The sequence below is a fragment of the Deinococcus gobiensis I-0 genome (assembly GCF_000252445.1).
Taxonomy (GTDB): Bacteria; Deinococcota; Deinococci; order Deinococcales; family Deinococcaceae; genus Deinococcus; species Deinococcus gobiensis.
In genome coordinates this window covers 184,878-199,198 of record NC_017790.1, presented here as the reverse complement: position 1 = coordinate 199,198, position 14,321 = coordinate 184,878, and the positions used below count along the sequence as shown (strand labels likewise).

Below are 14,321 nucleotides of genomic sequence, written 5' to 3'. Positions count from 1 at the left end.
CCCGCCCCCACGTCCGGCCACGCTTCAGCGGGGCAGTACGCTCGTACCCATCAGGAACTCGTCGACGGCGCGCGCCGCCTGCCGGCCCTCGCGGATGGCCCACACCACGAGGCTCTGGCCCCGGCGCATGTCGCCGGCCGCGAACACGCCCGGCACGTCGGTCGCGTAGCCGCCGCGCTCGTCGGTGCCGGCCTGGGCGTTGCCGCGCGCGTCCTTGCTCACGCCGAAGGCGTCCAGCACGCTGCCCAGCGGGCTGACAAAACCCATCGCCAGCAGCACGAGGTCGGCGGGATGCGTTTCCTCGCTCCCGGCGACTTCCTGCAACTTGCCCTCGACCATCTCCATGCGCACCGTCTTGACGCCGGTCAGCTTGCCGCCCTTGCCGATGAATTCCTTGGTGGCGATGGCGAACTCGCGCACGGCGCCTTCCTCGTGGCTGGTGCTCGTGCGCAGCTTCATGGGCCAGTAGGGCCACACGAGCGGCTTGTTCTCCTGCTCGGGGGGCTGGGGCATGACCTCGTACTGGGTGACACTCACGGCGCCGTGGCGGTTGCTGGTGCCCACGCAGTCGCTGCCGGTGTCGCCCCCGCCGATCACGATGACGTGCTTGCCGTCGGCGCGCAGCTGCTTTTTGAGCTTGTCGCCCGCATTCACGCGGTTCTGCCCCGGCAGGAACTCCATGGCGAAATGCACGCCGTCGAGCTCCCGGCCCGGCACCGGCAGGTCGCGCGGCTGCTCGGCTCCGCCCGAGAGCACCACCGCGTCGAACTCGGCGCGCAGCTCTTCGGGCGACACCGTCTTTTTCGAGAGGTTGGTGACCCGGCTGCCCTCGGGCATCGCCCCGACCAGCACGCCGGTACGGAACACGACGCCCTCGGCTTCCATCTGCGCCACGCGGCGGTCGATGTGGCTCTTTTCCATCTTGAAGTCGGGAATGCCGTAGCGCATCAGGCCGCCCACGCGGTCGTTCTTCTCGAAGACCGTCACGTCGTGCCCGGCGCGCGCGAGCTGCTGCGCGGTCGCCAGCCCGGCCGGGCCGCTGCCCACCACCGCGACCCGCTTGCCGGTCTTGTGCTCGGGCGGCTGCGGGCGCACCCAGCCTTCCTGCCACGCGCGCTCGATGATCGCCAGCTCGATGGACTTGATGCCCACCGGGTCGTCGTTGATGTTCAGGGTGCAGGCCGCCTCGCAGGGCGCGGGGCAGATGCGGCCCGTGAACTCGGGGAAGTTGTTCGTCGAGTGCAGGGTTTCGATGGCGGCGAGCCAGTCGTCCTCGAACACGAGGTTGTTGAAGTCGGGAATGATGTTGTTGACCGGACAGCCGTTGTTGCAGAACGGGATGCCGCAGTCCATGCAGCGCGTCGCCTGCTTCTGGGCGGCCACCGGGTCGAGCGGCAGCATGAATTCCTGGTAGTGCTTCAGGCGCGCGTCCACGGGCGCGTACTTGTCCTTGATGCGCGGTTGGTCGAGGAAGCCGGTGATTTTGCTCATGCAGACTCCGGGAAGGGAAATTCAGGGGGCCGGGGACAGGCGAGCGCGCCGCCCCCGGCCAGGGGTTACTTGGTCAGGACGCCCGTGCCGCCGGGCTGCGGGCCGACCTTCATGCTGGTCGTGTCGGCGGCCTCCACCGTGCCAGCAGAAGCGGCGCCGGCCTGGGCCCGTTCCTTCAGGGCGCGCTGGTACTCGTGCGGGAAGACCTTGACGAACTTCTTCAGCGAGCCGTCCCAGTCGTCGAGGATGTCGCGGGCACGCAGCGAGCCGGTCCAGCGGTGGTGCGACTCGACGAGGTAGCGCAGGTGCGCCTCGTCGCTCTGGCCAAAGTGCAGGCCGCTGGGGTCCGCGCTCAGGAGCTGCTCGTCCTCGGGCAACACGCGGCTCAGGCCGACCATGCTGTGGTTGCAGCGCTGGGCGAAGGTGCCGTCCTCGTCGAGCACGTAGGCCACCCCGCCCGACATGCCAGCGGCGAAGTTGCGCCCGGTCTGGCCGAGCACGACCACCGTGCCGCCCGTCATGTACTCGCAGCCGTGGTCGCCGGTGCCCTCCACGACCGCCTGCGCGCCGCTCAGGCGCACGCCGAAGCGCTCGCCGGCCACGCCCCGGAAAAAGGCCTCGCCACTGGTCGCGCCGTACAGCACCGTGTTGCCCACGATGATGTTCTTGCTGGCGTCGCCCCGGAACTCGATCGAGGGCCGCACCGCGATGCGCCCGCCCGACAGACCCTTGCCGGTGTAGTCGTTGGCGTCCCCGATGAGGTACAGGGTGATGCCGGGAGCCAGGAACGCGCCGAAGCTCTGGCCGCCGGTCCCCTCCATCTGGATGAAGACCGTCTGGTCGGGCAGGCCCTCGGGGCGGGCGCGCACGAGTTCACCCGAGAGCATCGCGCCGACCGTGCGGTTGACGTTGCGCACATCCTGGAGGAAGTGCACCTTCTCACCCGCCTCGATGGCGGGGCGGCACTTCTCGATGAGCTTGAGGTCCAGGGCCCGGTCCAGCCCGTGGTCCTGGGTCTGCAGGTGGCGGCGGCCGACCGTCTCGGGCAGTTCGGGGCGGTAGAACACGCGCGAGAAGTCCAGGCCCTGCGCCTTCCAGTGGGCCACGCCCGCGCGGGTGTCGAGCAGGTCCGAGCGGCCGATCAGGTCGTCGAAGCGGCGGATGCCGAGCTCCGCCATGATCTTGCGCGCTTCCTCGGCCACGAAGAAGAAGAAGTTGATGACGTGCTCGGGCTTGCCCTGGAAGCGGGCGCGCAGGACCGGGTCCTGGGTCGCCACGCCGACCGGGCAGGTGTTCAGGTGGCACTTGCGCATCATGATGCAGCCCTGCACGACGAGCGGCGCGGTGGCGAAGCCGAACTCGTCGGCGCCCAGCAGCGCGGCGATGATCACGTCGCGCCCGGTCTTGAGCTGGCCGTCGGTCTGCACGCGCACGCGGTCGCGCAGGCGGTTGAGCACCAGGGTCTGCTGCGTCTCGGCCAGGCCCAGTTCCCAGGGCGAGCCGGCGTGCTTGATGGAGCTCCAGGGCGAGGCCCCGGTGCCGCCGTCGTGCCCGGCGATCACGATATGGTCGGCCTTCGCCTTGGCGACCCCGGCGGCGATGGTGCCCACGCCGACCTCGCTGACGAGCTTGACCGAGATGTCGGCGCGTGAATTGACGTTCTTGAGGTCGTGGATGAGCTGCGCGAGGTCCTCGATCGAGTAGATGTCGTGGTGCGGGGGCGGCGAGATGAGGCCCACGCCCGGCACGCTGTGGCGCAGGAAGCCGATGTACTCGCTGACCTTGCCGCCAGGGAGCTGCCCGCCCTCGCCCGGCTTGGCGCCCTGGGCCATCTTGATCTGGATCTGGTCGGCCGAGACGAGGTAGTTGGTCGTGACCCCGAAGCGGCCCGAGGCCACCTGCTTGATCTTGGACCGCAGCGAGTCGCCGGGTTCCAGCGGGTAGTCCACGGCCACGCGGCCCTCACCCAGCATCGAGGCCAGGGTGTGGCCCTCGCCCAGCGACTCGCCGCGCATCTCGCGCTCGTAGCGGGCCGGGTCCTCGCCGCCCTCGCCGGTGTTGCTCTTGCCGCCGATGCGGTTCATGGCGACGGCCAGGGTGGTGTGCGCCTCGGTCGAGATGCTGCCCAGGCTCATCGCGCCCGTGGCGAAGCGCTTGACGATGTCGGCGGCGCTCTCGACCTCTTCCAGGGGCACGGGGGTCAGGCCCTCGGTCTTGAAGTCGAAGAGGCCGCGCAGCGTCATGTGGCGGCGCGACTGGTCGTTGATGATCCGGGCGTACTCCTCGTAGGTGCTGTACGACCCGCTGCGCGTGGAGTGCTGGAGCTTGGCGATGGCGTCGGGCGTCCACATGTGCTCCTCGCCGCGCGTGCGCCAGGCGTACTCGCCGCCCGCGTCGAGGGTGCGGGCCAGCACCGGGCTGTCGCCGAAGGCCGCGCGGTGGGTGCGCAGGGCTTCTTCCGCGACCTCGAACAGGCCGATGCCGCCCACCTTGCTCGCCGTGCCCCGGAAGTACTTCTGCACGAAGTCGTCGCCCAGGCCCACGGCCTCGAACAGCTGCGCGCCGCAGTAGGACATGTAGGTGCTCACGCCCATCTTGGACATGATCTTGCTCAGGCCCTTGCCGATGGCCTTGATGTAGTTGTAGGTGGCCTTCTCGGCGCTCAGGCCCTCCAGGTCCGGCATGCCGGGGACGTGGCCGCCCCGGTGCAGGTCGTGCAGGGTCTCCAGCGCGAGGTAGGGGTGGATCGCCTCGGCCCCGTAGCCCGCCAGCGCGGCGAAGTGGTGCACCTCGCGGGCGTCGCCGGTCTCGACGACCAGGCCGACCTTCATGCGCAGGCCCGCCTTGACGAGGTGGTGGTGCACGCTGCTCAGGGCCAGCAGGGCCGGAATCGCCACGCGGTCGCGGTCCAGGCGGCGGTCGCTGAGGATGATGATGTTGTGCCCCGATTCGATGGCGTCCACGGCCCAGGCGTTGATGGTCGCCAGCTTGGCCTCGATGCCGCGCGCCTCCCAGTCGGCCGGGTAGGTGATGTCGAGGTCGTAGGCCCTGAACTTGCCGCGCGTGTGCTCCTCGATGGCGCGCAGGCGGGCCATGTCGTCGAAGTCCAGAATGGGCTGCTCGATCTGGATACGCAGCTGCGGGCTGACCGAGTTGATGTCCAGCAGGTTGGGGCGCGGCCCCACGAAGGACACCAGGCTCATGACCACCGACTCGCGGATGGGGTCGATGGGCGGGTTGGTGACCTGCGCGAACAGCTGGCGGAAGTAGTTGTACAGCGGCTTGTTGCGCGCCGAGAGCACCGCCAGGGGCGAGTCGTTGCCCATCGAGCCGATGCCTTCCTCGCCGGACTTCGCCATCGGGCCCATCAGGAACTTCAGGTCCTCCTGGGTGTAGCCGAAGGCCTGCTGGCGGTCGAGCAGCGACTCGCGGAACTCGCCCACCGCGCCGGTCTCCTCGGCGGTGGAGAGCTCGACGCGGGTGTTCTCGACCCACTGGCGGTAGGGCTTGGCGGCCGCGAACTGGAGCTTGAGTTCGTCGTCCTCGATGATCCGGCCCTGTTCGAGGTCGATCATGAACATCTTGCCGGGTTGCAGGCGCCACTTCTTGACGATCTGCGACTCGGGGATGGGCAGCACGCCCGACTCGGAGGCCAGGATGACCAGCCCGTCGCGGGTCTGCACGTAGCGCGCGGGGCGCAGGCCGTTGCGGTCGAGGGTCGCGCCGAGCTGCCGGCCGTCGGTGAAGACCATCGCGGCCGGGCCGTCCCAGGGCTCCATCATCGAGGCGTGGTACTCGTAGAACGCGCGGCGGCGGTCGTCGATGAGGGTGTTCTGCTCCCAGGCCTCCGGGATCATCATCATGGCGGCCTGCGCCATCGGGTAGCCGGCCAGCGTCAGGAGTTCCAGGGCGTTGTCGAAGGTCGCGGTATCCGACTCGCCCTCGAAGGAGATGGGGTAGAGCTTGTTCAGGTCGCCGCCCAGCACCGGGCTCTGCATGATGCCCTCGCGGGCGCGCATCCAGTTGAAGTTGCCCTTGACGGTGTTGATCTCGCCGTTGTGCGCCACCATGCGGTAGGGGTGCGCCAGGCGCCACTCGGGGAAGGTGTTCGTCGAGAAGCGCTGGTGGACCAGGGCCAGGGCCGAGACGACCTCGGGGCGCTGGAGGTCGAGGTAGTACTCGCCGACCTGCGTGGCGAGCAGCAGGCCCTTGTAGATGACCGTGCGGCACGACATCGAGGGCACGTAGTATTCCTGGCCGTGCGTGAAGTTCAGCGCCAGGATGGCGTTGCTCGCGCGGCGGCGGATGACGTACAGCTTGCGCTCCAGCGCGTCGGGCACCAACGTGTCGGGACCGGCCCCCACGAAGATCTGGCGGATGACGGGTTCTTTCTCGCGCACCGCCGGGCTCATGGGCATCTCGCGGCTGACCGGCACGTCGCGCCAGCCCAGCACGATCTGGCCCTCAGCCACCACGGCGCGCTCGAGTTCCTGCTCGCAGGCACGGCGCGAGGCGATCTCCTTGGGCAGGAAGATCATGCCGACGCCGTAGTCGCCCAGCGGGGGCAGGGTCACGCCCTGCGCCTGCATCTCGGCGCGGTAGAAGTCGTCGGGAATCTGGATCAGGATGCCCGCGCCGTCCCCCATCAGGGCGTCGGCCCCGACCGCGCCCCGGTGGTCGAGGTTTTCGAGGATCTTGAGGCCCTGCTGCACGATGGCGTGGTTCTTCTGGCCGCCGATATGCGCGACGAACCCCACCCCACAGGCGTCGTGTTCCTGGGCCGCATACAGGCCGCTTTCGGCTGCCTGACGGATTTCCTGCGTGCTGGTGGAGGACACGGCCTCCACCGGAGTCACCCGGTTGTCGAATTGGTCCATAGCTGTGCATCCCTCCCGTGACTCGCTCGCCGGGGCGCGTCCCTTCACCGGCTGCTACACTCCAGGGTACAGACAGATGCAACTTCATGCAGGGGCGTTGTTTATAACACGCCTCCTTCTCCGCTGTTTTTGGTGAGAAGGAAGACAATGTCCCGCCCGTTTTCTTGGCAGACGGCAGGGGCGCGGCCTCTCCCCTGCCGGGACACGCATAAAAACAAGGCCCGGCACGGCAAACCGCCCCGACTCCTGCGCGGAGTCGGGGCGGCGGGGCCGGCGGGGTTTACTTCAGGGCGACCGGGGTACAGGTCACGCCCGCGTCGGCCGGGGTGCCCGAGGCGTTGGCGGCGGTGTGGATGTTGAAGTAGGTGGCGCTCATCACGTCGCTCATGGCCACGCTGCCCGAGAGCTTGAGCATACCCATGCTGTCGGTCATGCCCACGATCATGCTGCTCATGATGGGCGCGCCGCCGCTGTCGCAGGGGGAGGTGCTGGCCGTGCCCTGGTTGTGGTAGTGCGCTACGTAGTAGGTGTTCGGCTGCAGGCCGCTCACGGTGGCGGTGGTCATGACCATGTTCATGTCCTTCTTCACGCTCACCGTGCCACTGCTCATCAGCGCGGCGCCGGCGGGCTGCTTCGAGAGGGCGTAGTTCATGGGGGCGGCCATCATGGTGCAGGCACTCAGGGGGAGGGCCAGCGCGGCGAGCATCAGTTTCTTCATACCTCTCTATATGCGCCCGCCCCCCCGGCTGGATGCTTCACCTCCGCTTCATATCCGCATGGACCGAAAAGGGGACGCCAGGTCGGTGCCGGCGTCCCCCTGCAGACTTCCCGTTTACTCGACGGTCACGGCCTTGGCGAGGTTGCGCGGCTTGTCCACGTCCTTGCCGAGCTTCTCGGCGATGAAGATGGCCAGGAGTTGCAGGGCCACCGCGTTCACCACCGGGCTGACCATCTCGTGGGCGCGGGGCACGTAGATCACGTCGTCGCCGTAGCGGGCGTTCTCGGTGTCGCCCTCCGACAGCACCAGGATGACCTTGCCCTTGCGCGCACGGACCTCCTGCACGTTGGAGATCGTCTTCTCGAGGAGCTTGCTCTCGGTGGCGACCACCACGACCGGCATGTGCTCGTCGATGAGGGCGATCGGGCCGTGCTTCATCTCGCCGGCCGCGTAGGCCTCGGCGTGGATGTAGCTGATCTCCTTGAGTTTCAGGGCGCCCTCATAGGCGGTCGGGCTGTTCACGCCGCGCCCCAGGAACAGGAAGTCGCGGGCGTCGGCGTACTTCTCGGCGATCGCCCGGACGTTCTCGACGCGCTCCGGGGTCAGCGACTCCTCGACGAGACGGGGCAGTTCGCGGGCGGCGTGCAGCAGTTCGCGGCTCTGGTCCTCGGTCAGCGTGCCGCGCGCGCGCCCCAGCCACAGCGCGAGCATGAGCATGGCGCTCACCATCGAGGTGTAGGCCTTGGTGCTCGCCACGCCGATCTCGGGGCCGGCGTGGATGTACAGCGTGTCGTCGACCTCGCGGGTCATCGAGCTGCCCTTGGCGTTGATGATGCCCAGGGTCTTGGCGCCGAACTTCTTGGCCTCGCGCAGGGCTTCGAGGGTGTCGATGGTCTCGCCGCTCTGGCTCATGACGATGGCGAGGGTGTGCTCGCTGACCAGCGGGTCGCGGTAGCGGTACTCGGAGGCCACGTCGATGTCCACCGGAATGCGCGCGAGCTGCTCGATGAGGTACTCGCCCACCATGCCGGCGTAGTACGCGGTGCCGCAGGCGATGATCGAGATGCGCTTGAAGCTCGCCGGGTCGAGGTTGATGTCGAGGTTCACCTCGCCGGTGTCGTCGTGCAGGCGCCCGATCAGGGTGTTCGTCAGGGCGTTGGGCTGCTCGTAGATCTCCTTCATCATGTAGGAGTCGTAGCCGCCCTTCTCGGCCGCCTCGGCGTCCCAGTCGATGTGCTCGATGTCGCGCTTCAGCTCGTTGCCCGCGAGGTCGGTCACGCGGAAGCCGTCGTCGTGCAGCACGACCATGTCGCCGTCGTGCAGGAAGACCATGTTGCGCGTGTAGGGCAGCAGGGCGGGCACGTCCGAGGCCAGGAACATCTCGCCCTCGCCCACGCCCATGACCATCGGGGACACGGTGCGGGCCGCGACGATCTCGCGGTGGTCCACGTGCGTCACCACGATGCCGTAGGCGCCGCGCACCTGCGAGAGCGCCGCGCGCACGGCCTCGTACAGGTCGCCCGAGTACGCTTCTTCGATCAGGTGGGCCAGCACCTCACTGTCGGTCTCCGACTTGAAGATGTGGCCGCGCGCCGTCAGGCCCTCTTTCAGGGGCAGGTAGTTCTCGATGATGCCGTTGTGGATGATGACGATCTTGCCGTCTTCGGTGGCGTGGGGGTGCGCGTTGGTGTCGTTGGGCAGGCCGTGGGTGGCCCAGCGGGTGTGCCCGATGCCCAGGGTGCCCGGCAGCGGCGCGCCGGCCAGCTCACCCTGCAGGTTGGCGAGCTTGCCCGCCTTCTTGCGCACGGCGATGCACGCGCCGTCGCCCACCGCGACCCCGGCGCTGTCGTAGCCCCGGTATTCCAGCTTCGAGAGGCCCGAAATGAGAACGTCCTGCGCCTGTCTTGTCCCGATGTATCCGACGATTCCGCACATAGTGATCCTCCGGTTCAGGCCCCGCCGGCCGGCACACGAGAGGCATCGCCCGGAGACGGCCCGGCTGTCCCGGACACCGCCCGACACCGGACGTGTTCCCGTGACCTGCCCGACCCTTCCCCGGCGTACCTGCGCCGGCAGGGAGCCTGAACTGGGTGCCCAACTCCTGGTTGTGGTGTCTCGCGCGGCCTTATCCCTGCGTCGCCGCAGAAGGCTTATCACCGCACTTCACTTGCCCTGTTCCGCTCTGGGCAAGTCGGGTAGGCCCTGACCCCTGGCCTGGAGGCATCCGCAGAAACTCGCTGACCTCCACCTCGTCTCCCACCCGTGGGCGGATGCACCAGCTGCATCCTGCGCCGCGCCGGCTCCGGGGATCGCCCCGGGAACGCGGCAGGTGGGCCTTGCGCTGCCCTGTCTTGTTCGAACCCGGCACCCTGGGTTCGGGGGCAGCATAGCACCTGAGATGAGGGCCGTGTGTAAAGCACTCACGGCCGACGCTCACCGGTTCATGAAGGCCGTCCAGGCGAAAAGGGCCGCTGGGCGCGCGCCGCGTCCCCCTTTCGGCGGAAGGCGCAGCCCGGCCACCCTTGCTAGGATGGGGCCGAGCGCGCGCCCGAGTTTCTGGCCGCCTGCGGCCCGACCGGTCGCCCCCACACTTTCTTTTCGAGGTCACTTCCAACATGCCCACCTACCTGTACAAGAACATCGAAACCGGCGAAATCTACGAACTCGTGCAGAGCATGCGCGACGAGGCCTACACCGCCCACCCCGAGACCGGCGTGCCAGTCAAGCGCGTGCTGGCGCGCCCGGGCATCTCGTTCAAGGGCAGCGGCTTTTACGTCAACGACTCGCGCAAGAGCGGCGAGGGCGGCAAGAGCGGCGGCAGCGAGTGAAGCCCGCCGGGGTGCTGGGCGCGGCCCTGCTGGTCGCCGCAGCGGGCACGGGCGCGTACCTGACCGGGCGCGTCTCGGCCCAGAAGGCGCTGGTCACGGGCGACGAGATCAACACCGTCGAGGTGACGCAGGCGGCCCTGCCCGCCGTGGTACGGGTGGACAACCGCCTGAACAAGAGCGCCCTGCAACCCGGTGACGACCCCCTGGAAACCGGCAGCGGGTTTTTCTACAAGAAAGACCTGATCGTGACCAATTTCCACGTCATCCAGGACTACGAGTCGCTGAGCGTGATCCTGTACAACGGCCGGCGCGTGCCGGCCAAGGTCGAGGCGGTGGACCCCGGCATCGACATCGCCATCCTGCGCGTGAGCGGCGTCACGGCGCCCAAGACGCTGGCCTTCGGGTCGAGCGCCCGCCTCATTCCGGGCCAGAAGCTGATCGCCATCGGGGCGCCCCTGCGCATCCAGAACTTCGTGAGCAGCGGGATCTTCAGCGTGGCGGCCAGCGCGCGCGACATTCCGCGCAACGACAGCCTGGGCCAGGAGATCGGGCAGTACTTCGTGACCACCGCGAGCATCCAGCAGGGCAACAGCGGCGGGCCGGTGCTCGACTCGCGCGGCGCGGTCGTGGCCGTGTCGGATGCCAACGCCGCGCCCAACAACTTCGTGCCGGGCGTGATCGGCGTGGCGATTCCGGGCGACCTCGTCAAGCAGAGCGTCGAGGACCTGGAAAAGGTCGGCACGCCGCAGCGCGGCACCCTGGGCGTGACCCTGCAGGACCTCGACAGCCTCGACCCGGCCCTGCGCAGCCTCGCGGGCCTGAGCAGCAGCGAGGGCGCCCTGGTGTGGGACGTGCCGGCCGGCAGCGCCGGGGCGCGCGCGGGCCTGCGCGGCTCGCTGCGCAACAGCAAGGACCAGCTCCTGGCCCCGCTGGGCGACATCATCGTGGCGGTGGACGGCGCGCGGGTCCAGAGCTCCTACGACGTGACCCGCCTCGTCGCCGCCAAGCGGCCCGGCCAGACCGTCACGCTGCGGCTGTGGCGCAACAAGAAGAGCGTGGACGTGAAGGTCACGCTCCTCAAGCGCACGCTGCGTTAGGTTTCCTTCCTCCTTCCCTGCCGGGCCTGGATGCCGAACGCTCCAGGCCCGTTCGCTTGCTCGTCAGACCTCAAAGTGATATCACTTTGATCGGAGGTAGATAGATGAGTGAACTCGACAAGGCCCCGCAGACCGTCGGTCCCCAGGGCGGCATCTCGACCCGCAGCGACGTGGCGAGCCGGGAGCGCGCCGCTTTCGGGCTGCCGGGTCTGCCGCTGTTCCTGGGCTGGCTCGCGCTGGCCGCGCTGAACGTCTGGCTGTTCGTGGCCGAGCAGTTTGCCCTGGCGACCGCGCTGCTCCTGGTCAACCTGCTGCTCTCGATGGGCTTTTTCATCGTGCAGCCCAACCAGGCCATCCTCATCACGCTGTTCGGGCGCTACGTGGGCACCGAGCGGCGCAACGGCCTGTACTGGACCAACCCGCTGACCATCCGCAAGCGCGTGAGCCTGCGCATCCGCAACTTCAACTCCGAGCGCCTCAAGGTGAACGACCAGATGGGCAACCCCATCGAGATCGCCGCCGTGATCGTGTGGCGCGTGGTGGACACGGCGCGGGCCATCTTCGACGTCGAGGACTACACGCAGTTCGTGGCGATCCAGTCCGAGACGGCGCTGCGTCACCTCGCCTCGCAGTACCCCTACGACGACTACACGGAGGGCACCATGAGCCTGCGCGGCAACGCCGACGAGGTCAGCGAAACGCTGGGCCGCGAACTGGCCGTGCGGCTGCAACACGCCGGGGTCGAGGTCCTGGAGGCGCGGCTCTCGCACCTGGCCTACTCCCCCGAGATCGCCGGGGCGATGCTCCAGCGCCAGCAGGCCAGCGCGATCATCGCCGCCCGCCAGCAGATCGTGCAGGGCGCGGTGGGCATGGTCGAGATGGCGCTGCGCGAACTCGAAGGCCAGCACATCGTGCAGCTCGACGAGGAGCGCAAGGCGCAGATGGTCAGCAACCTGCTCGTCGTCCTGACCAGCGAACGGGGCACCCAGCCTATCGTGAACGCGGGCAGCCTGTACTGAGGCATGGCACCACGCAAGAACTTTCCCCTGCGCATCTCACCCGAGCTGTACGCCGTCCTGGAACGCTGGGCCGCCGACGACCTGCGCAGCGTGAACGCCCAGATCGAGTATCTGCTGACCCAGGCGGCGCGGCAGGCCGGGCGGCACAAGGCCCCGGCCACGCCGCCGCAGGAACAGCCGACCGACCCCGCCGAGCGCTGAGCGCCGCACCCACACCGCCCCCCTGTCAAGCCCCGCCCCTCTCCTTCGCCGCAGGGGCGGGGGCGCTATGCTCGGCCCGCATGTATATCGTGGTCGAAGGCCCCATCGGGGTGGGCAAAACCAGTCTGGCGGCGCGGCTGGCCTCGCGCTGCGGCGCCGAGCTGAACCTGGAGGTCGTCGAGGAAAACCCCTTCCTGGCGCGCTTCTACGAGCAGCCCGAGGCCTTCTCGTTTCAGGTGCAGGTCTTCTTCCTGCTCTCGCGTTTCAAGCAGCTCTCGGCGCTGGCGCAGCCGGGGCTGTTCAGTGGGCACGTGGTCAGCGACTACCTGTTCGACAAGGACTTCATCTTCGCGGCGATGAACCTGAGGGACGCCGAGTTCGCGCTGTACGAGGACCTGTACGCCCACCTCTCGCCCCGGCTGCCCACCCCCGACCTCGTGGTGTACCTGCGCGCCGAGACGCCCGAGCTGCTGCGGCGCATCGCCAAGCGCGCCCGGCCCTTCGAGAAGGACATGCCCGCCGCGTACCTCGCCGAGCTGACGGCCCGCTACGACGAGTATTTCCGGACCTACGCGCCGCCGATGCTGACCATCGACGCCGCCGCCTACGACTTCGTCGAGCGCCCCGAGGACGAGGCGGCCATCCTGGCGCACATCGAGGAGGCGCTGGGCCGGCCCCTGTGTGCCCCGTCCCCCCTGGGGGGCGACTGATGTACCTCGCCCTGTCGGGCAACATCGGCAGCGGCAAGAGCACCCTGACCCGGATGCTCTCGGAGCGCTACGGCCTGCTGCCCGTCTACGAGCCCTACGCCGAGAACCCCTACCTGGAGGACTTCTACGGCGACATGCGGCGCTACTCGTTCCACTCGCAGGTGTACTTCCTGTCGCGGCGGCTCGAACAGCACCTGACGCTGGTCCGTGACACCCGCGAGGTCGTGCAGGACCGCACCGTGTTCGAGGACGCCAACATCTTCGCCCGCCACCTCCAGGCGACCGGTCAGATGGAGGAACGCGACTGGCAGACCTACCTGGGCCTGTACCGGGGCATCCTGCCCGCGCTGCGTACGCCCGACCTCCTCATCCACATCGACGCCTCGCTGCCCACCCTGCGCCGCCGCATCGCGCTGCGGGGGCGCGACTACGAACAGGACATGCCCGGCGAGTACCTGCTGGGCCTGAACCGGCTGTACGAGGAGTGGGTGGGCGAATTCGACGCCTGCCCGGTCCTGCGGATCGACGGCGACCGGCTGGACTTCGTGCAGGACGCCGCCGCCTTCGAGTGGGTCTGCGGGCAGGTCGCGGGCTACGGCTTCGGGCTGCCGCTGCTGCGCTGAGAAACGAGATGGAGATGGCGTCCCGGGCCCAGCCTCCGCCTCCTGGGACCCGGCGCCCCTTCAGGCGTCCATAGCCTCGACGTTGACCTGCCGGGCGATCTGCGAGAGCTTCTCGTCGGTCGCCTTCTCCTCTTCGAGGGTCTGGTCGAGCAGGCGGGCGGCCTCCTGGTCGCCGAGCAGTTCGGCGTAGGTACGTGCCGTGCCGTAGCCGGCGATCTCGTAGTGCTCCACCGCCTGCCGACAGGCGATCATGCCGGCTTCCAGCACCTCGGGACTGGCCGGCTGCCCCATGAGCTTCTGCGCCTCCTGCACGAGGCCGCGCATGCCCTCGCAGGTCTCGCCGCCCGGCTCCTCGTCCAGCTTGTCGAAAATCTGGTCGAGCCGCTGGATGTGCTGGCGCGTCTGGTCGATGTGCAGGCGGATGCCCTGCTGGAGTTCCGGGGTCTGGACCAACCCCACCGACTGCTCCATTAGGTCGAGTGCCTGCTGCTCGGCGCTGTAGATGTCCTGAAGTTTGTGAACGTAGAGGGCCTGAAGATCTTGCATCTGCATTGCCATAGTTGATTCACCTCGCCCCGAACTATGCCGAAGTCGTTCTTCTCTCCACTGGTAGTGAAACCAAGAAAATGAAGTATAGGCATTGAACATGGTTCACTTGGAGGAGGCAGGCTTCTCCATATGAATGAAGGCTTCTCCATAAACGAGAAGGCTCGATCCGAAACGGCGGCGCGGCGACCCTTCACCGGCCGCGCGCCGG

At 68.4% G+C, this 14,321-nt stretch carries 11 protein-coding genes; 6 read left to right on the top strand and 5 right to left on the bottom strand.

Annotated elements, in window-relative coordinates:
- Window positions 1-24: 24 nt before the first annotated feature.
- The 4 genes from DGO_RS00975 to glmS form a co-directional block, all read right to left on the bottom strand.
- Complete coding sequence (locus DGO_RS00975; protein ID WP_014683600.1) at window positions 25-1,491, bottom strand: glutamate synthase subunit beta; 1,467 nt, start codon at window positions 1,489-1,491, stop codon at window positions 25-27.
- Window positions 1,492-1,556: 65 nt separating this feature from the next.
- Window positions 1,557-6,368: a glutamate synthase-related protein gene (locus DGO_RS00970; protein ID WP_050920636.1), complete on the bottom strand. Its 4,812-nt coding sequence runs from the start codon at window positions 6,366-6,368 to the stop codon at window positions 1,557-1,559.
- A 280-nt stretch (window positions 6,369-6,648) separates the two neighbouring features.
- A complete protein-coding gene (locus tag DGO_RS00965) occupies window positions 6,649-7,086 on the bottom strand; it encodes a CHRD domain-containing protein (protein ID WP_014683598.1) in 438 nt (145 codons plus the stop codon).
- A 114-nt stretch (window positions 7,087-7,200) separates the two neighbouring features.
- A complete protein-coding gene (glmS, locus tag DGO_RS00960) occupies window positions 7,201-9,021 on the bottom strand; it encodes a glutamine--fructose-6-phosphate transaminase (isomerizing) (RefSeq protein WP_014683597.1) in 1,821 nt (606 codons plus the stop codon).
- A gap of 680 nt (window positions 9,022-9,701) precedes the next feature.
- On the opposite strand from glmS, the gene DGO_RS00955 reads away from it, so the two are divergent.
- The 6 genes from DGO_RS00955 to DGO_RS00930 all read left to right on the top strand — a co-directional run bounded on the left by DGO_RS00955 (window position 9,702) and on the right by DGO_RS00930 (window position 13,564).
- On the top strand, window positions 9,702-9,914 hold the full coding sequence (locus tag DGO_RS00955; protein ID WP_014683596.1) for an FmdB family zinc ribbon protein: 213 nt from the start codon (window positions 9,702-9,704) through the stop codon (window positions 9,912-9,914).
- On the top strand, window positions 9,911-11,011 hold the full coding sequence (locus DGO_RS00950) for a S1C family serine protease (protein WP_043800455.1): 1,101 nt from the start codon (window positions 9,911-9,913) through the stop codon (window positions 11,009-11,011). The genes DGO_RS00955 and DGO_RS00950 overlap by 4 nt, the downstream gene beginning before the upstream one ends.
- 104 nt (window positions 11,012-11,115) lie before the next feature.
- Window positions 11,116-12,030: an SPFH domain-containing protein gene (locus DGO_RS00945; protein WP_014683594.1), complete on the top strand. Its 915-nt coding sequence runs from the start codon at window positions 11,116-11,118 to the stop codon at window positions 12,028-12,030.
- A 3-nt stretch (window positions 12,031-12,033) separates the two neighbouring features.
- Window positions 12,034-12,231, top strand: a complete 198-nt coding sequence (locus DGO_RS00940) for a type II toxin-antitoxin system antitoxin (RefSeq protein WP_014683593.1) — start codon at window positions 12,034-12,036, stop codon at window positions 12,229-12,231.
- 80 nt (window positions 12,232-12,311) lie between these two features.
- Window positions 12,312-12,941, top strand: coding sequence for a deoxynucleoside kinase (locus tag DGO_RS00935; RefSeq protein WP_043800453.1), 630 nt, complete (start codon window positions 12,312-12,314; stop codon window positions 12,939-12,941).
- Window positions 12,941-13,564 (top strand): deoxynucleoside kinase, encoded by a 624-nt coding sequence (locus tag DGO_RS00930; protein WP_014683591.1) that lies wholly within the window; start codon window positions 12,941-12,943, stop codon window positions 13,562-13,564. The genes DGO_RS00935 and DGO_RS00930 overlap by 1 nt, the downstream gene beginning before the upstream one ends.
- Before the next feature lie 60 nt (window positions 13,565-13,624).
- Here the strand turns inward: DGO_RS00930 and DGO_RS00925 are convergent, their stop codons facing one another.
- Window positions 13,625-14,116, bottom strand: a complete 492-nt coding sequence (locus DGO_RS00925; RefSeq protein WP_226991407.1) for a YciE/YciF ferroxidase family protein — start codon at window positions 14,114-14,116, stop codon at window positions 13,625-13,627.
- Window positions 14,117-14,321: the final 205 nt, after the last annotated feature.

Excerpts from the sequence above, each read along its gene's own strand:
- DGO_RS00965 (WP_014683598.1), bottom strand. The coding sequence starts at position 7,086 with ATGAAGAAACTGATGCTCGCCGCGCTGGCCCTCCCCCTGAGTGCCTGC.
- DGO_RS00930 (WP_014683591.1), top strand. The coding sequence starts at position 12,941 with ATGTACCTCGCCCTGTCGGGCAACATCGGCAGCGGCAAGAGCACCCTG.
- DGO_RS00945 (WP_014683594.1), top strand. The coding sequence starts at position 11,116 with ATGAGTGAACTCGACAAGGCCCCGCAGACCGTCGGTCCCCAGGGCGGC.
- DGO_RS00970 (WP_050920636.1), bottom strand. The coding sequence starts at position 6,368 with ATGGACCAATTCGACAACCGGGTGACTCCGGTGGAGGCCGTGTCCTCC.
- DGO_RS00940 (WP_014683593.1), top strand. The coding sequence starts at position 12,034 with ATGGCACCACGCAAGAACTTTCCCCTGCGCATCTCACCCGAGCTGTAC.
- DGO_RS00925 (WP_226991407.1), bottom strand. The coding sequence starts at position 14,116 with ATGCAGATGCAAGATCTTCAGGCCCTCTACGTTCACAAACTTCAGGAC.
- DGO_RS00975 (WP_014683600.1), bottom strand. The coding sequence starts at position 1,491 with ATGAGCAAAATCACCGGCTTCCTCGACCAACCGCGCATCAAGGACAAG.
- glmS (WP_014683597.1), bottom strand. The coding sequence starts at position 9,021 with ATGTGCGGAATCGTCGGATACATCGGGACAAGACAGGCGCAGGACGTT.
- DGO_RS00935 (WP_043800453.1), top strand. The coding sequence starts at position 12,312 with ATGTATATCGTGGTCGAAGGCCCCATCGGGGTGGGCAAAACCAGTCTG.
- DGO_RS00955 (WP_014683596.1), top strand. The coding sequence starts at position 9,702 with ATGCCCACCTACCTGTACAAGAACATCGAAACCGGCGAAATCTACGAA.